The 18,346-nt window shown below is 41.9% G+C and carries 14 protein-coding genes; 11 read left to right on the top strand and 3 right to left on the bottom strand.

Annotated features, from left to right (window positions below):
* Positions 1-118 precede the first annotated feature (118 nt).
* Both VK664_RS25330 and VK664_RS25325 read left to right on the top strand, forming a co-directional pair.
* Positions 119-2,668, top strand: a complete 2,550-nt coding sequence (locus VK664_RS25330) for a phosphocholine-specific phospholipase C (protein WP_461401512.1) — start codon at positions 119-121, stop codon at positions 2,666-2,668.
* A 47-nt stretch (positions 2,669-2,715) separates the two neighbouring features.
* Positions 2,716-3,114: a GlcG/HbpS family heme-binding protein gene (locus tag VK664_RS25325; RefSeq protein ID WP_461401511.1), complete on the top strand. Its 399-nt coding sequence runs from the start codon at positions 2,716-2,718 to the stop codon at positions 3,112-3,114.
* Between the two features lie 164 nt (positions 3,115-3,278).
* On the opposite strand, the gene VK664_RS25320 is transcribed toward VK664_RS25325, so the two are convergent.
* Positions 3,279-3,443, bottom strand: a complete 165-nt coding sequence (locus VK664_RS25320) for a phosphatidate cytidylyltransferase (protein WP_461401510.1) — start codon at positions 3,441-3,443, stop codon at positions 3,279-3,281.
* A 163-nt stretch (positions 3,444-3,606) separates the two neighbouring features.
* Here VK664_RS25320 and VK664_RS25315 point away from each other — a divergent pair, with 163 nt between their 5' ends.
* The 8 genes from VK664_RS25315 (at position 3,607) to VK664_RS25280 (ending at position 13,331) form a co-directional block, all read left to right on the top strand.
* Positions 3,607-6,342, top strand: a complete 2,736-nt coding sequence (locus tag VK664_RS25315) for a sensor histidine kinase (protein ID WP_461401509.1) — start codon at positions 3,607-3,609, stop codon at positions 6,340-6,342.
* A gap of 55 nt (positions 6,343-6,397) precedes the next feature.
* Positions 6,398-6,832 carry a response regulator gene (locus VK664_RS25310; RefSeq protein WP_461401508.1) on the top strand — a complete coding sequence of 145 codons (435 nt, stop codon included), beginning with the start codon at positions 6,398-6,400 and terminating at the stop codon, positions 6,830-6,832.
* Positions 6,833-7,141: 309 nt separating this feature from the next.
* A complete protein-coding gene (locus tag VK664_RS25305; protein WP_461401507.1) occupies positions 7,142-8,659 on the top strand; it encodes a tagaturonate reductase in 1,518 nt (505 codons plus the stop codon).
* 103 nt (positions 8,660-8,762) lie between these two features.
* Positions 8,763-10,163, top strand: a complete 1,401-nt coding sequence (gene uxaC / locus VK664_RS25300; protein ID WP_461401506.1) for a glucuronate isomerase — start codon at positions 8,763-8,765, stop codon at positions 10,161-10,163.
* Positions 10,163-11,182 (top strand): PfkB family carbohydrate kinase, encoded by a 1,020-nt coding sequence (locus VK664_RS25295; RefSeq protein WP_461401505.1) that lies wholly within the window; start codon positions 10,163-10,165, stop codon positions 11,180-11,182. Before uxaC ends, VK664_RS25295 begins: the two co-directional genes overlap by 1 nt.
* Positions 11,175-11,837 carry a bifunctional 4-hydroxy-2-oxoglutarate aldolase/2-dehydro-3-deoxy-phosphogluconate aldolase gene (locus VK664_RS25290; protein ID WP_461401504.1) on the top strand — a complete coding sequence of 221 codons (663 nt, stop codon included), beginning with the start codon at positions 11,175-11,177 and terminating at the stop codon, positions 11,835-11,837. Before VK664_RS25295 ends, VK664_RS25290 begins: the two co-directional genes overlap by 8 nt.
* A 7-nt stretch (positions 11,838-11,844) precedes the next feature.
* Positions 11,845-13,143, top strand: a complete 1,299-nt coding sequence (locus VK664_RS25285) for an MFS transporter (RefSeq protein ID WP_461401503.1) — start codon at positions 11,845-11,847, stop codon at positions 13,141-13,143.
* Positions 13,144-13,160: 17 nt separating this feature from the next.
* A complete protein-coding gene (locus VK664_RS25280; protein ID WP_461401502.1) occupies positions 13,161-13,331 on the top strand; it encodes a DUF6728 family protein in 171 nt (56 codons plus the stop codon).
* Between the two features lie 182 nt (positions 13,332-13,513).
* Here the strand turns inward: VK664_RS25280 and lpxB are convergent, their stop codons facing one another.
* Both lpxB and VK664_RS25270 read right to left on the bottom strand, forming a co-directional pair.
* Positions 13,514-14,635, bottom strand: coding sequence for a lipid-A-disaccharide synthase (lpxB, locus tag VK664_RS25275; protein WP_461401501.1), 1,122 nt, complete (start codon positions 14,633-14,635; stop codon positions 13,514-13,516).
* Positions 14,636-14,676: 41 nt separating this feature from the next.
* Entirely contained in the window at positions 14,677-15,846 is a 1,170-nt protein-coding gene (locus VK664_RS25270; protein ID WP_461401500.1) for a S8 family serine peptidase, read from the bottom strand.
* Between the two features lie 558 nt (positions 15,847-16,404).
* Between VK664_RS25270 and VK664_RS25265 the strand changes: the two genes are divergently transcribed.
* The gene (locus VK664_RS25265; RefSeq protein WP_461401499.1) at positions 16,405-18,258 is read left to right on the top strand and encodes a PAS domain S-box protein; all 1,854 of its coding nucleotides are present in this window, start codon (positions 16,405-16,407) and stop codon (positions 18,256-18,258) included.
* Positions 18,259-18,346: the final 88 nt, after the last annotated feature.

Raw genomic sequence — 18,346 nt, 5'->3', positions numbered from 1 at the left:
AACAGTTCTTATATCCGGACCAGGTCTACGAAGCCCTTTACTTTATAATAAGTTTTGATAACACTGGCCTTTCATTATCTGTGAAGGGAAAGTTTATATTTGGAAAAACCTTTTATCAATGGACTCCCGGAGAGAATTTTTAAAGAAAGCAGCATTGGTTTCCGGAGGTACCGGTTTATTTCAGGGCCTGCCTGCCTCGGTTCAGCGCGCACTCGCAATTGATCCTATCGCCGGATCCACATATCTTGATGCGGAACATGTGGTGATCCTGATGCAGGAAAACCGTTCATTCGATCATTGTTATGGAAGCTTAAATGGAGTACGCGGATTTAAAGACCCACGTGCTATTATCTTACCTGACGGGGACCCGGTATGGTTCCAGAAAAATGCGGAAGGAGAAGCTTATGCACCTTTCCGTCTTAACATCAAGGAAACCAAATCAACCTGGACAGGCTCATTGCCGCATTCCTGGACAAACCAGGTGGATGCAAGAAACAACGGGAAATTCGACAAATGGCTGATAGCAAAACCGTCCGGGCATAAGGAATTTGCCAGGGCCCCGCTTACCATGGGATACTATAACCGGGAAGACATTCCTTTTTATTATGCGCTTGCGGATGCTTTCACTGTGTGTGATCAGAATTTTTGTTCATCCCTTACGGGCACCACACCAAACCGTTTGTTTTTATGGACCGGAACAGTGAGGCAGGAACCAAACACTGATGCCTATGCGAATGTGCGGAATGAAAATGTGGATTATGAGGCTGAAGTTAACTGGACTACTTTTCCCGAAAGACTTGAAGAGGAAAACATCTCCTGGAAAATATATCAGAATGAAATAAGCCTGGCATCAGGTTTTAACGGTGAAGAAGATTCATGGCTTGCAAACTTTACTGATAACCCAATTGAATGGTTCAGCCAGTTCAATGTGAGGTTTTCGGCTACTCATCGCAGGTATATGGCTGAGATGCAGCAAATTTTGCCATCGCAGATCAGTGAACTGGAGTCAAAACTTGCTAAACTGGATCAAAACGATAAGGCTACAGTGACGACAAAAAAGGAGCTGGCCGCCAAAAAGAAACTGCTTCAACAGGCAAAAATTGTTCAGGAAAAATATACTGACGAGGCATTTGCCCGGCTAACAGAAAAACAGAAAGGTATTCACTCCAGGGCTTTCACCACTAACTCAGCTGATGCGGACTACCGGACCATAAGTTCTTATAGTTATAAAGATGGTGATCAACAAAGAACTATGAATCTTCCGAAAGGAGATGTTTTGCACCAGTTCAGAAAAGACGTTATGGCCGGGGAACTTCCAACTGTGTCCTGGTTAGTGGGACCTGAGAATTTCAGTGATCATCCGGGCGCTCCATGGTATGGAGCATGGTATGTTTCAGAGGTGTTAGATATTCTGACCCAAAAACCCGAGGTTTGGAAAAAAACAATCTTCATACTTTGTTATGATGAGAACGATGGGTATTTCGATCATGTTCCACCTTTTGTTCCTCCTGATCCCTATACTGAAGGGACGGGCCTGGTTTCAAAAAATATTGATGCAAAGATTGAATATGTTAAGCTGGAACAGGACATGAAGCGCAAAGCCAGGACTGAAAGCCGGGACAGCTCCATTGGACTTGGATACCGTGTACCGTTGGTAATTGCTTCTCCCTGGTCCAGGGGAGGGCAGGTCTGTTCCCAGGTTTTTGATCACACATCCATTCTCCGTTTTCTTGAAAAATTTCTTAGCCACAAGTCTGGTAAGGAAATCGCTGAACCAAATATCTCGGCATGGCGACGCGCTGTATGTGGTGATCTCACATCTGTATTCAAAGAGTACAGGAACGAAAAAGTTCCTTTGCCACCGGTTATTGTAAAAAATGCTTTTTACGAATCTGTCCATAAAGCACAATTCATGAAAGACCCGGCCGGGTACCAGGAGCTCACAAGAACGGAGATCGATGTAGCAAAAAAGAATTTAAAAAAATCATCAGTACTTGTCCAGGAGAAGGGAACCCGCCAGGCTTGCCCGCTGCCTTATGAATTATATGCTGATGGTAACATCAGTACAAATAAAAAAGATTTCTTGATTACCATGGCCGCTGCAAAAACATTTTTTGGTCCGGTTGCTGCAGGTTCTCCATTTATTATATATGCGTGTTCAGCACATAGGACAATTGATCAGAAAAGCTATGAGAAAATGCGGGTATGGAATTATGCAATGGAAGCAGGTGAGAAGTTAACTGATACCTGGCAACTGGAAGATTTTGAGGATAAGTCATATCATCTGCGTGTACATGGGCCAAATGGATTTTATCGACGGTTTGAAGGCGATGTAAATGATCCATTGATTGAAGTGAACTGTGTTTACTTATCAATACCAGGCAATGCAAAGGCAACGGGCGAGTTGGCGATCAAAATATTAAACAAGGGTGCTGAACAATATATCATCACAATTGTTGATCCCACATATAATAATATCAACAAAACAGTTTCAATTGGTCCTGCCGGAACAGCGAAAGCATCTCAAACCTTAATTGTACCCCCCGGGAAAAGTTTTGGGTGGTATGATGTTATTATGCAGGAGAAAAGCAGGCCGGCATTTGTAAAACAATTTTCCGGACATGTGGAGACTGGTAAATTTAGTTCAACTGACCCGGCAATGGGTTAGCAGTTTTTGACTAACACTCATTAATAAATCATTAAACAAAAAGCGATATGAATATCACACTTGAACAGGCGGAAGCGGCTATTAAAGCAGCAAAACAAAAAGCAACTGAACTTAAAACACTTATGAACATTGCTGTTGTAGATTCAGGAACCAACCTTATAGCGTTTGCACACATGGACAATGCATGGCTTGGATCCATTGATATCTCCCAGAAAAAAGCACGGACGGCCAGGTACTTCAACATGGATAGTGGTGAAATCGGCAAGTTGTCACAACCCGGCGGTCCCCTTTATAATATTGAACATTCAAATGGGGGTCTTATTTCATTTCCAGGCGGTGTTTGCATAAAAGATAAATCAGGTAACATTATTGGTGCGATCGGGGTATCGGGCGATAGCGTTGAAAATGACCATGCGGTTGCTACAGCCGGCGCAAAAGCTATCTGATAATTCCTGTTTCAAAACTTTCCTTCGCAACTCCTCATAAAAGCGGGGATCAACTTATCTGAATAGTTGATCCCCGGTTTTAGCTATCAGATATCAGTAAACTGATTTCAGTTGCCTGATATTTTTCTTATGCTGTTTCTGAGCTTTAATCACTTTAACAAATATTACCTTCTTCCTCTGCCTACCAGCCAGATGATCAGTGCAATCACAGCAACTACTATCAGCACGCCCACCCACATACCTGCGGAAAAAATATCTCCGGCCAATTCACAGCTGCTGAAAGATGAGACTAAAGCAAAAAGTCCAAGATTAAGGGTAAATTTCTTCATATGTCAAATTTGAATTTATGAGTAAAAATGCCAATCAAAGGAGATATAAAACTCATGCCATTGAAACAATATTCATCAAAACCACTACTTTTGACAAACCCCCGGGATCAAACCCTGACAACCACTGGATGATTTGTTTGCGTTCTAAAGCTGCTTGCAATCTATGATCCGTAATTATATAACAAACTTTATTGTTGTTGTTGTCATCACTGTCGGTATTATCGCAATAGGGGGCTGGTTCTCGGACCTTGGAAAGATGAGGCCACTTGTATCAAGTATAGCCTCCACCAAATTCAATACTGCTATCTGCCTTATTTTTTCTGCTATCGCATTATTCGTTTCCAACAGGCAGAAAAAATCAAAATATGTTTCCATTGCAGGGATTGCCTGTGCTTATGCTGTAGTGGTTATTGCTTCACTCACTATTTTAGAATATATCACCGGAATAAAAGTCGGCATTGATCAGGTGATTGTAAATGACCTCGGTGGCGACGCCAATCCTGGCCGGATAGAACTGTCAGCCTGCCTGATGTTTCTGATAGTTGGTGTGATGCTGATCAAATTAGAACGATCAACATCGCATATACTTGTACAGATATTGCTGCCCCTGGTATTTTTTGTTGCCGTATTTATCACTTTCAATTTTATTTCGGGCCTCAACTACCTGGAAAGTATGCCATTCGCAGTCAATACTGCACTCACCACATCTTTGAGTATCATGGCGCTTTGCATTGGAATATTTTATAGTAGCCCCCTGGATTATATAAAATTTTCGTTTGAGAAAAAAATGGCAGCCTATTTTGCTGTTACCATTTTATTACTCGGTATTGTGTTTTTTTCATTTTCAGCCAATAACCAGAAATTAATTGCAAGTTCAAAATTGATAGATCATACCAAGGACGTTCTATTGAGAGCGTCACTGGTGTTGAATGAAGCCCAGGATATTGAAAATGGTGCCCGCGGTTTTTTGATTACCGGTCGGGAAGAATTTTTAGAACCTTATTACAAGAGCTCAGTCAGTATTTTCAAAAATATAGGAGAAGTAAAACGTCTTACTGAAGGTAATGCAAATCAACAGCGGCGGGTAGATACATTATTGAGCCTTGCGACTCAGAATATTCTGTTGCGTAAGAACCTAATAGACTTTAAAAGGGGCGGATTTACGCAACCGCTGTTTGCAACCATGCTAATTGGTGCTGAAAAAAAGTTAATGGATAGATTGAGACAATCAGTTGCTGATATTCAACACGCAGAGGAAACATCCCTGAAGCAACATAACCTGGAAAATGCTGAAACTGCTCAGGGCTCACAAAGAACAATCGCGATCCTGCAGATCCTTGTATTTTTAACGCTGATTGCGATGTTTGTAATTATATATCGCAACACAATGTCCAGGAATAAAGCTGAAGCTGCGTTGCGGAAAAGTGAGCATTTTATAAGAAGCGTGATAGACAATGCGGCCAGCTCCATAAGCATCCGGGATCTTAATGGCAGGTATCTGCTGGTTAATAAAGAAGGTCAAAAATTGCTTAACCGTTCAGAACAGGAGATACTAGGCAAAACACCGTATGATTTTTTTCCTAAGGAACTGGCAGATAACATCAGAGCCCCTGAGGAAGAGGTCATAAAGGAAGGGAAATTGACAGCAAAAGAAATTCAGCGGCCTGGAGAACATGGTCTAGTTTATCACCTCGTGGTCCGTTTTCCGTTATTTGACGACAATCAGCAGATTTATGCTCTATGCTCTATGTCTACCGACATAACAGCTATAAAGCAGGCACAGGCCGTACTTGAACAAGCACACAAACAACAACAAATAATTTTAGACGGTATCCAGGACCTGATGGAGGCTTCACTTGATATTATTTGCCTGCTTGATGAACAAGGGCGGTTTGTTCAGATCAGTGCCAACTGCGAGCGACTACTTGGTTACACGCCTGATGAGCTAGCCGGCCGGTATTATTCCGAACTGCTGGTACCGGAAGAGAAACCTGCAAGTGTTGAACGCGAGGCGATGATTAAAGATGGAGCAACTATACGTGATAGTGAAAACAGGTATGTGAGAAAGGATGGTAAGATCATTTCTTTGTTAGCAACTGCCATCTGGTCACCTGAAAACCACACCTTCTTTTCGATTCTCAAAGATGCCACGGAAAAGCAAATGACAGCCAGGCAACTCACTGAATTAAATGAAAATCTCAAAAAAAGAGCGGCTGAATTACAGGCTTCAAATATTGAACTGGAACGTTTTGCTTATGTGGCTTCACATGATCTGCAGGAACCATTGCGGATGGTGAGCAGTTTTCTGCAGTTGCTTGAAAAAAAGCTTGGGGGCAATCTTGACGACACTTCTAAAAAATATATATACTTCGCAATCGATGGCGCTGAACGGATGAAAACACTTATCCAGGATCTCCTGCAATATTCGCGGATAGGAACCAGTAAGGAACTAGTGGTAAGCGTGGACTGTAACGAGATTATGAATTCAGTAAAAAATATTTATACGCTTGCTATACGTGAAACCAAGGCTGATCTCATCGTTCACCCCATGCCGGTTATTAAGGCGGAGAAAGGTCAGATCCATCAGTTATTTCAAAACCTGGTGGGTAATGCTATTAAATACAGCAGTCCTGAGCCTCCGCGTATCGAAGTAGGTTACGAGGAACAGGCGGAACATTGGCAATTCTACGTAAAAGACCATGGAATTGGAATCAATCAGAAGTTCTATGACAAGATATTTGTGATTTTCCAGCGTCTCCATAATAAAAGCGAATATACCGGAACGGGCATCGGTCTTGCTATCTGCAAAAAAATCGTTGAAAGACATGGAGGTACTATATGGGTAGAATCAGAACAATGTAAAGGGAGCACTTTTTTCATTAGATTGCCTAAGTTTTAAGTTTTCGAACCAAATTGATATTAATCCGTACGTATTACTTTAGTTAATTACTCCCATGAAAAAAGAATTAACCATACTGCTCGTAGAGGACAACGAAGGAGACATTGTTTTAACTGTGGAAGCGCTTAAAATAGCAAATATTACTAATAGAATAATTGTAGTCAGGGATGGCGAAGAGGCACTCGGTTATCTTCACCGCGAGGGTCGGTATGCCAACGCTGAACAGCCCGATCTTATCTTGCTTGATATAAATCTTCCACGTATAGATGGCAAAGAGGTACTTAACCGGATAAAAAATGATGACAAACTGAAGTTTATCCCCGTAGTGATCTTAACTACTTCAGACTCGGAAAAGGATGTCATGGAATCCTACAATAACCATGCAAATTGTTATATAACCAAACCTGTAGACTTTAATAAATTTATGCTGGTTGTTCATATGATAAAAGATTTTTGGATAACACTTGTTAAACTCCCCACACACAATTGAGTTGGGGGTTAGTTCCAGTTCCCGGTACTTACTCATAACAATAAATGTTAACTACAACGTTATCGGGAACGATTGCATAAAAAAAATAAAAAAATAGTAGCCCTAAGTGCAAATATATGAGTAGACTTGTCTGAGTAACTCGTATTTTGCTTGATTATCAATGTTTAGAAAACGATTGCTGAGTCAACACCTGCACACTTCAAAGAAGTATTTTAAAAACACGCTTTGTTTTCCTGCAAGCATTTTTCTTTACGGCTGTTACCCTAACTTGAGTTAACTATTGTCGGTACTTAAATTAATACTCTAGTCATGATACTTTCAAAAAGTGTTATTTCGTCAATACAGAACGAAAATATCAAATTACCTCCTGAGGGAATTTTTGAAGCACCCGAAAAAATATTACAGTTCGGGACAGGTGTCCTGCTTCGCGGCCTGCCAGATTATTTTGTTGACAAAGCAAACCGGGCAGGAAAGTTCAATGGTCGTATTGTCGTTGTAAAATCCATGAGTGGCGGTGAGTCAGAGACGTTTGAAAAACAGGATTCTTTATATACGATTTGTGTACGTGGAATTGATGCCGGGAAAGAGATAGAAGAGAATATTGTTTCCTCTTCAATCAGCAGGGTGTTGTCGGCGCAGTCATCATGGAAGGAAGTTCTTGATTGTGCCGCAAAGCCTGAGATGAACATCATTATATCAAATACCACCGAAGTTGGTATAACATTGGTAAATGAACCAATTTCCGGCAATCCTCCATCTTCCTTTCCTGCAAAGCTACTTGCTTTTTTATACGAACGATTTAAAAAGTTAGGCGATGATCCTGAAAATGGAACCATCATTATCCCAACCGAACTGATTGTTGATAACGGGAAAAAATTACAAGCTATACTTAATGATCTGGCTGTATTTAATAGTCTTGAAGACGAGTTTATAAACTGGCTGAATAGTGCAAATACATTCTGCAGCTCTTTGGTTGACAGGATCGTTCCCGGTAAACCATCAGCCGGGATAAGATCAGCTATTCAGCAAAAGTTTGGTTTTGAAGATGAACTGATGATCATGGCTGAAGTTTATCGTTTATGGGCAATACAAGGTGACGAAAAAGTGCGGAAGATACTGTCTTTTGCCGAAGCCGATGAAGGAGTTATCATTGAACCCAATATAGATATTTACCGCGAGTTAAAGCTCCGTATGTTAAATGGAACGCATACGCTTAGCTGCGGACTTGCAGTGTTGGCTGGTTTTGAAACTGTGAAAGATGCAATGACCAATAACGATATGTCCGAATTCATTGCTTCGCTGATGCTTGATGAGATTGCTTCGGGCATTCCTTATCATCTTGAACCCGGAACGGCTTCCGGTTTTGGAAAGAAGGTTCTTGACAGGTTCAGAAATCCGGCAATTGAACACAAGTGGATTAGTATCACGATGCAGTATAGTTCGAAGATGAAAATGCGTAATGTCCCCGTGCTTACAAAGTATTACGAAGATCATAACACCCCCCCTCAGTCCATAGCACTCGGGTTTGCTGCCTACATACTTTTCATGAAGGCTATAAAAATCGAAGGAGGAAAGTTTTTTGGCGAACAAAACAATCTGTCTTATCCTATCCAGGATGATCAGGCTGCGCGGTTGAATGATTTATGGAAACTACACGGAGGCAGTGGTATTGTCGAAGCAGTTCTGCAGGATACACAGTTATGGGGTACTGATCTTTCGAAATTACCTGGATTGAGTGTTGCTGTAAGCGATCATCTCCAGGCATTAATAAGTTATGGAGGGAAGCAGGCACTAAGCTATTTTCAACAAAATAAAGTGCTTGCCTGATTAGAACACAGTGCTTGCCTGATTAGAATAAAGTGCTTGCCTGATTAAAATAGGTTATTCACCTGATTGTTTCAATAATCCAAAGTTCAAATTGCTGTGACATATGAAAAGATTTCTAGACGAAAATTTTTTACTGCAATCAAAGACCGCTGAAAAACTTTATCACGACTATGCAGTAAAAATGCCTATCATAGATTACCATTGCCATCTGCCCCCAGATCAGATCGCAGCTGATAACAGCTTCGACAATATTACCCAGGCCTGGCTCTATGGAGATCACTATAAGTGGCGGGCGATGCGCACTCATGGTGTTGATGAAGGATACTGTACAGGCAATCAGCCGGACGAAGCAAAATTCCACAAGTGGTCTGAAACGGTTCCCTATACTATGCGGAATCCCTTATATCATTGGACACACCTGGAACTGCTGCGTTATTTTGAAGTACGTGAAGTGCTAAATCCGGCTTCATCAAAAAAAGTCTATGATGAATGTACTGCGAGATTGCGCACACCTGAATATTCGATTCGTAACCTGTTGAAGAAAATGCAGGTACGCGTGATCTGTACTACCGATGATCCGGTGGATGATCTTGCCAGTCACCAAAAATTAAGAACTGAAAATTTCGAGATAAAAATTTTGCCGGCTTTCCGTCCCGACAAAGCGATGCAATCCGATGATGTTGAAGTGCTGAATAAATATATTGATCGGCTCGAAGCTGTCTCCGATACCTCAATTGATAGCTTCAATGACTACCTGGTCGCGTTGAAAAAACGTCACGACTTTTTTGCTGAAAATGGTTGTACTGTTTCTGATCATGGCCTTGAAAGATTACATGCTGCAGATTATACTGAAGCAGAAATTGGCCAGATTTTTATAAAGATCCGGAACAAGAAATCGCTCACGAACGAAGAAAATGAAAAATTTAAGTCAGCGATGCTTGTTTACTTTGCAACCTGGGATCATGAGAAGAATTGGGTTCAGCAGTTCCATGTCGGTGCATTGCGCAACAACAATTCGAGACGTTTAAACGAACTGGGACCCGATACCGGGTGGGACTCAATCGGCGATTTTCCACAAGGTCAAACACTATCAAAGTTTCTCAACCGGCTAGACTCTAAAAATCAACTTACAAAGACCATTTTATATAATCTTAATCCCTCAGACAATGCGCTGATGGCTACCATGGCAGGCAACTTCAATGATGGTACCATTCCGGGGAAAATACAATTTGGTTCAGGCTGGTGGTTCCTGGATCAGAAACAGGGAATGATTGAACAGATGAACGCACTTTCAAATATGGGATTAATCAGCAGATTTGTCGGAATGCTCACTGACTCAAGAAGTTTTATTTCTTATCCACGTCACGAATATTTCCGCCGGATACTTTGTAATCTTTTCGGCGAAGAAATAGAAAACGGGGAACTTCCAAACGATATTCCATGGATAGGGACGATAATAGAGGATATATGTTATAACAACGCAAAAAACTATTTTAACTGGTAATGGGAAAGGTGCTATGTTTCGGAGAACTGTTGCTTAGGTTATCTCCTGCCACAAACGGGGACTGGATCAAAGAACAATCCATTCCTGTGTTCGTAGGCGGAGCGGAATTGAATGCTGCGCAGGCCCTTGCCAAATGGGAAGTGCCGGTCTCGTATTTATCAGCATTACCCGATAATTTATTGTCTGAGCAAATCGTTACACATCTCAGTCAAAAAAATATTGATTGTTCGCTTTTGCAATACCGTGGGAACCGGATTGGAGCCTACTATTTGCCTGTAGGATCTGAACTCAAAAATGCCGGGGTAATATATGATCGTGCACATTCTTCGTTTTCAGAACTTCAACCCGGGATGATAGACTGGAACGAGGTGCTTAAGGATGTAACCTGGTTTCATTTCAGCGCTATCTGTCCTGCCATATCCCAGGATATCGCAGATGTTTGTGAAGAGGCCCTCAAAGCAGCAACAACTAAAGACATCACAATTTCGGTTGATTTAAATTATCGTTCGAAATTATGGAAATACGGATTAAATAGCGTGGACGTGATGCCAGGACTTGTTCAGTATTGTCATCTTATTATGGGAAATGTGTGGGCTGCCAATACGATGCTTAACGTTCCGATTGACCATACACTTCATCAACAGGATGACAAAAATGCCTATCTTGAACAATCGCTCAAAACTTCGGTGTATATCAGTGAGCAGTACACGAATTGCAGGGCGGTTGCAAACACCTTCCGGTTTGACCAGGGTATAACCGGGATAAAATATTACACGACTCTTTATGAGTCAAACAAACTTTACGTCTCTGACGAATATCATACGGAACGGGTTGTAGATAAAGTTGGCAGTGGTGATTGTTTTATGGCAGGTCTTATTTATGGGAAATATAATAATAACGGAAGCCAGGAAACGCTTGATTTTGCAACGGCCGCTGCATATGAAAAACTTTTTATTATGGGGGACGCAACAGATAAATCAGTGGCGCAGGTAAAAGCTGCAATAAAAAATTATGGTTAATACGAAAGATATTCTGAATACGGTGCGGGGCCAGGGTTTGGTGCCCCTTTTTTATCATGACGATCCTGCGCTTTGCGCCGGGATAACGACTTCTCTTTATGAAGGCGGGGTCCGTATCCTTGAGTTCACTAACCGGGGCCCGAAAGCACTCAGTAATTTCCGGATCCTCAGGCAGCTTATCAATGATAAGTTACCAGGGATGTATCTGGGTATTGGTACAATAAAAAATGAAAAGGACGCTCAGGCATTTATTGACGCGGGCGCTGATTTTATCATTTCGCCCATCGTGCATGCCGGGATTGCCGGAATAACGCATGCTGCCGGATTGTTGTGGGTGCCGGGTTGTCTTACTCCAACTGAAATTGCAACAGCAGAAACGGCCGGGGCTAAGTTGGTTAAAGTTTTCCCGGGAAGCCTGGTAGGACCAACTTATATTTCAGCAATCAGGGATATATTTCCTGAAATCCTGTTTATGCCAACAGGAGGTGTTGATATGACTAAGGAGAGTATTAGTGCCTGGTTTAAAGCAGGGGTTGTAGCGGTCGGCATGGGCAGCAAACTGATAACAAAAGAAGTATTGGATAAAGCATCTTATAAAGCCCTTAGCGCAGCTGCTGCAGAAGCATTAGCTATCGTTCATTCTGTTAAAAATTAACACCTTCATGAATCAGACAAAAATGGGTAAATACCGGTGGACGATTTGCGCCCTCGTTTTTTTTGCGACTACTATCAATTATCTCGACAGGCAGGTGATCAGCCTGGTTAAACCTGATCTCGATGCAGAATTTAACTGGACAGAAAATGACTATGCGAATATTACGGTTGCCTTTCAACTGGCTTATGCCTTTGGAATGTTTTTCGTGGGAAGATTGATTGATAAGCTTGGAACAAAAATGGGTTATGCCCTCTCACTGTTGCTCTGGAGTATTGCCGCGATGGGTCATGCGCTTGTAAACAGTACTGGTGGCTTTTTTATTGCGCGCGCCGCACTCGGGGTTACCGAAGCGGGTAACTTTCCTGCGGCTATCAAAACGATTGCGGAATGGTTTCCCAAAAAAGAGCGTGCCCTGGCTACAGGCATCTTTAACTCCGGTACCAATATCGGGGCAATCATTGCGCCATTGACCGTACCTTTTATAGCAGTGGAGTGGGGTTGGAAATGGGCATTCATTATAACCGGAGCTATAGGTCTGATCTGGTTGCTTTTCTGGTTCCTGGTTTATGAAGTGCCTAAAAAACACAAAAAATTATCGCAACAGGAGTTTGAATATATCAATTCAGACCAGGATGAAAAAATTGACGAGACAATAGTTCAGGAGAAAGTTTCATGGATAAAGCTCCTGGGTTACAAACAAACCTGGGCATTTGCAACAGGCAAATTCCTTACCGATGGAGTCTGGTGGTTTTATCTTTTCTGGTTACCGAGTTTCCTTATTGGTGGATATGGACTTTCGAAAACAGAAATTGCCTGGCCTGTTGCCATTGTGTATACTATCGCTGCGGTGGGAAGTATCTTTGGCGGATGGTTACCCTTATATTTCATCAGGAAGGGTTGGCCTGTATTCAAGGCAAGAAAAACTTCGATGTTAATCTATGCTTTTTGTGCCCTGCCGGTAGTTACAGCACAACTTTTTGGAAACACGGCAATGTGGTATGCAGTATTTATCATTGGATTTGGAGCGGCTGCTCATCAGGCCTGGAGCGCAAACATATTTACAACTGTTTCTGATATGTTTCCCAAAAAGGCGGTTGGTTCAGTAACCGGGATCGGTGGAATGGCCGGAGGGTTGGGCGGGATGTTTGTGGCCAAAGTTGCAGGATGGTTATTTACTTATTATAAAGCGGAAGGGAATATTGTAACTGGCTATATGATCATGTTTATCGGCTGCGGTTTGGCTTATTTGTTAAGCTGGATTATTATGCACCTTCTTGTGCCAACAATGAAGACGGTTAAATTGTAGTATTTGAAATGGTGAACATGGGTATTGGTCGCAAACTGGCGGAATATTTATATCTTAAAAAAAGAGACCCTAACGAGCCGCAAACTCAATGGATGAAATATATGCATGGCATCAACAGGATTTCTATCCTGATGTTTCTTGCAGCCATCATAATAATGATACTGAAACTATTTGTATTTAAAAAGTAACAATAGAACCCCGGGAGACCCAGTAGAACCCCGGAGTCATGACCGAATACCAGGAGAAGCAATAAAACCTAAGAAACTCAATTGAACGTAAGAAACCCAATTGAACCTAAGACATCCAACTGAACCTGAGACACCCAATTGAAGTTGAGATACAAGATAGAACCTGAGACACCCAATTGAAGTTAAGAAGCCCCGGATTTTGCTTTCGCAAACCCTAAAATAAGCTCTGCAGCGTTTTTTGAAGCGTCGCCGCCTTCGCTAAGCAGGTGTTTGAGCGCGGCATAGTCCCTATGTAATTCCTGTTGTTTAAGAGGATCTTTTAAGAGTTTTGTGAGTTCCAATTCCAGATTTTTTTCATTCATTTCATCCTGGATCAGCTCTTTAACCACTTCCTTATCCATAATCAGGTTAACCAGGGAAATATATTTTATTTTAATTAGCCTTTTAGCGATTTCGTAAGAGATTTTACTGCCCTTATAACAAACAACTTCAGGCACCCCGAACAAAGCTGTCTCCAGGGTAGCAGTTCCCGAAGTAACCAGGGCTGCGCTCGACTGGGATAATAAACGGTAAGTTTCATTGGTAACTCCCGAAACATTGTGATAATTCCTGAGCAGTTCCTTGTAAAATTCATCTTCCTGACCTGGCGCCTGTGCAACAATAAACTGGTATTCGGGGAAGCGGTCAGCAAGAGCCAGCATAACCGGCAACTTTACCAATATCTCCTGTTTACGGCTGCCGGGAAGCAGTGCAATGATTGGTTTATCTGAAAGCGGGGTCTTGTTTCCATTCTGTTTATATTTTTCAATCACGCCAACCAGCGGGTGGCCCACATACTCGACTTCGTAATTCCACTTCTGGTAAAATTGTTTTTCAAAAGGCAAAATCACCAGCATCTTGTCAACATGCTGACGGATTTTTTTAACCCTGGATTCTTTCCAGGCCCAAACCTGTGGAGAAATATAATAGACAATTCGGAATTTCTGTTGTCTGGCCCATTCAGCAATACGAAGATTGAAGCCAGGATAGTCGATCAGGATGAGTACATCCGGCCTGAACTTCTGGATATCCTGTTTGCAGAATGACAGGTTCTTTAAAATAGTCGGTAGATTTTTTACAACTTCAATAAATCCCATAAATGCGAGATCCCGAAAATGCTTCACTATCTGTACACCCGCTGCCTGCATCAGGTCACCGCCCCAGCCACGGAATTCATTTCCTGGATCCAAACTCTTCATTTCCCTGACCAGGTTGCTGCCATGAAGATCGCCGGAAGCTTCGCCCGCAATGATATAATAACGCATTCCTTTTTTCCTGCTTTTCTTTGCAAAGTACTGAAAAGCATTTATTTCATGGAGATAGGATCGGGGTCGCCATCCGGATCATTTTTAGCATATCCTGCTATTTGTATCCCTTTGCCGCTTAGCAGCAACAAGCCAGCAACATGAGGTGCTGCCATCGAAGTACCGCTCAGATATGCGTACCTTTTTTCTGTAAAAGTTGAAAGTATATGTACTCCAGGTGCTGCGAAATCTACCGCATCATTACCATAATTTGAAAATGATGCAAAATTGTTGAGGCTGTCAATGGCAGAAACCGTATAAATATTGGGAGCATTTGCCCGTGCGGGAGAGAAGTTAGCTGCGGGTTTGCTATCGTTACCAGCTGCAATCGTTACAAAAATTCCTTTGGCAGCAGTTTGCTTTACCTGGCTGTCAAATATATCCGATGACTCTTCTTCACCGAGACTGATATTGACAACATCACCGGCTTTAGCATTTGTGTTAACATAAGCCAACGCTTTGACGATTGCCCCAAGGGTACCTTCTCCTTCACCATTCAAAACTTTCAGAGCCACAAGTGTTGCATTCGACGCCACCCCAAGCACACCAAACAAGTTGTTTTTTGCGCCGATGATGCCGGCAACATGTGTTCCATGTCCATTTTTATCTTCAAAAGAGGCATCACCAGTAATAAACGAACGACTTCTTGTAAGATCAACATTCAGATCAGGATGCGTAGATTCAATTCCCGTATCAATTACCCAGGCGGTCTTACCGGTTCCATCTCCATAACCGGTCTTTTTAATATTCCAGGTTAAAAGGGTAGGCGCAGCTACAGTAAAACAAGATCCCAATGCAATGATCCGATCTTGTTCAACCGCTTCTATCAAAGGATCAACAGCAAGTTTATCAGCTTCTTTTTTATTAATCCTGGCTATAAATCCCGCACGACCTCCCTGGAAGCGGGACATGATCCTGGAACTGGTTAGCCCGTTCCTTTTCAGCATTACAACGAGTCTGTCATCGGAAGAAAGTGTGGTTACAGTTTGACCATCCGACGCAGACGGCTTATACATAACAATGTACTGGCTATCAATTACTACTCCATTCCTGATGCCGCTACCAACGATGCAAATTTCAGTACTTGCTGATTCTGAATCCGTCGATTTTTTACAAGCAAACAATAAGACGGCAGCAGAGAGAATGAAGAAAATCTTTATGAGTCGATGCATGAAGTTCATTTGTGAAATATAAACGTTGCCGAACCGGGAAAGGTGAGTAGTGCAGATATCTTTAACATGTAATTAAGTTTTAATCAGTGGTGAGTGGTGAGTGGTAAGTGGTTAGTGGGTCAGTTGTCGAGTGCTTCTTAATTCAAAAAGCATTCCGAAATAAAAATTCATTTTATATTTCCATCACTAACTCATCACTCAACTCACCACTTACCACTCACCACTTCTTATAAGTAAAAACCTATATCTGATGTTCAAATTCCCTATAGTAAATTACCCAAGTAACTGCCACCGCTACCTGAAACAGGGCAAAGCATAGTTAATTTTGAGAATTCAGACTAAATATCTTTCATTCTGTTTTGCTTTGCGCCTTATAAACATTAAATTAGTAGTGTCATCCCTGCTCAGTTGCTTGATATTCAAATTGCACCGACAAGCAACTTATAATTAACGGCAGAAATTGATGGCCCTTTAACCCCTCCCGTTTTCCAACATCGAACTATTCTACGGTAATCCGTATCATTGAATCTATTTACTATTAATCAACAGAATTTTTGCATGCAGGTACCTTCCTACAGTCATTTAAATATCCTTACCGTTGAAGACAATCCAGGCGATCTTTTTTTAGTAGAAGATATGCTAAGATCCACCCAGCTCCGGATTGACCATTTGTATTCAGCTGACAGGGTACAACAGGCTTGTGAAATCATAGAGAATCATAGCATTCACCTTGTTTTGCTTGACCTTTCCTTGCCGGATAGCAGCGGGCTCGATTCATTTATGGGTATCCGACAGCTGACCGATAAAATTCCGGTAATCATTCTTACCGGACTGTCCGACGCCAATGTAGCGCTTGAAGCAATAAAAAACGGGGCACAGGACTATCTCATCAAAGGTGAGTTCAACAAAAATTTGCTTACTAAATCCATCCAATACAGTCTTGAAAGAAAATACCAGATGGAAAACCTCTGGCAAAGTAATGAGCGTTTCAATATGGTTGTAAGGGCAACCAATGATGCCATCTGGGACAGGGACCTTTCAGCAAATACTATTTACTGGGTTGGAGATTCCTACAAGCGTTTATTCGGGCATGAAGTGTTAGATGATTTCGCACCGAAAGGACAATGGGAAAGTTTTCTTCACCCGGATGATCAACTAAGGGTGATTCAGAAGCTTTCCAAAACCATCCGGGAAGGAATTGGTAATACCTGGGAGGATCTATATCGTCTACGTAAAAAGGATGGTAATTATGCTTATGTTCATGACCGTGGTTATATAATCTACGACAATGACCTGCCCGTTAGAATGATCGGATCCACACAGGATATCACTGAAAGAAAGAGAGTGGAAGAGGTGGTGCTGGCCTCCGAAGCCAAGTATCGGCAGATGTTTTACCGCAATCCATATCCGGCCTGGATCTATGATGCTGAATCTTTGCAAATACTGGAGGTGAACGATGCGGCTATTGACACCTATGGCTATAGCCGGGACGAATTCATGAATCTTAACCTAAGCAATATTTATTTGAACGAAGATCTTCAGAAGCTTACTGAGGGAAACGAGTTTTCTTATCCGTTACGAACCTATAAAGCCAAACTCTGGCGTCATCGCAAAAAAAGTGGCGAAACACTCATTGCGGAGGTCACTTACTATTCAATAGATTATTTCGGAAAAAATGCCGTGCAGGAACATATTCACGATATCACTGAAGAGCGCCGGCTGCAAAAGCAACTCGTGCGACAACAAAAAATCAAGCGTCAGCAGATAACTGAAGCAGTGCTGGGTGCCCAGGAAAAAGAAAGATCCGATATAGGTCGCGAACTACATGACAATATCAACCAGATACTCGCTACTTCGAAATTATATTTAGATGTAATTCTGGAAGAAGAGGAAGATTGTAATCCACTGATTAAAAAAAGCCGCAAAAATATAACCCTGGCCATCGAAGAAATCAGGAAGATCTCAAAGTCCCTGATTACCCCGGTACTCGATGATGTTGGCCTGGAACAATCTATAAAGGAACTGACGCGTAACATACACGAGGTGAAAAAAATGCGGTTCACCATTGATGCAAAGGATCTGGATGAAGACCTGCTAACAAATGACCAGAAGCAGGCCTTGTACCGGATCGTCCAGGAACAATTAAATAATATCCTGAAACATGCAGATGCTTCCAATGTCAATATTGTTTTAAATACAGAAGGGGAGAAGATTTTTCTTTTTATCGAAGACAATGGCAAAGGTTTCAATGTAAAAAATGTTCAGAAGGGCGTGGGAATCACCAATATGATGAGCAGGGCTGAAGTGTTTAATGGTAAACTGGAAATTGATTCTTTGCCCGGACAGGGCTGCCGGTTAAAGGTTATTCTGAACACAAAAACAGTAATGCCACAGTCAAGCGGACTGCAGTAATTGCACTGCAATAATGGGACTGCAGTTATGGGACTGCAGTAATTGCACTGCAATAATGGGATTGCAGTAATGGATATTAAAGTCCAGG

The sequence above is a fragment of the Flavitalea sp. genome (genome assembly GCF_035489435.1).
Taxonomy (GTDB): Bacteria; Bacteroidota; Bacteroidia; order Chitinophagales; family Chitinophagaceae; genus DATHKG01.
The sequence above is the reverse complement of the archived record's forward strand: the minus strand, read 5'-3'. Positions and strand labels throughout refer to the sequence as shown.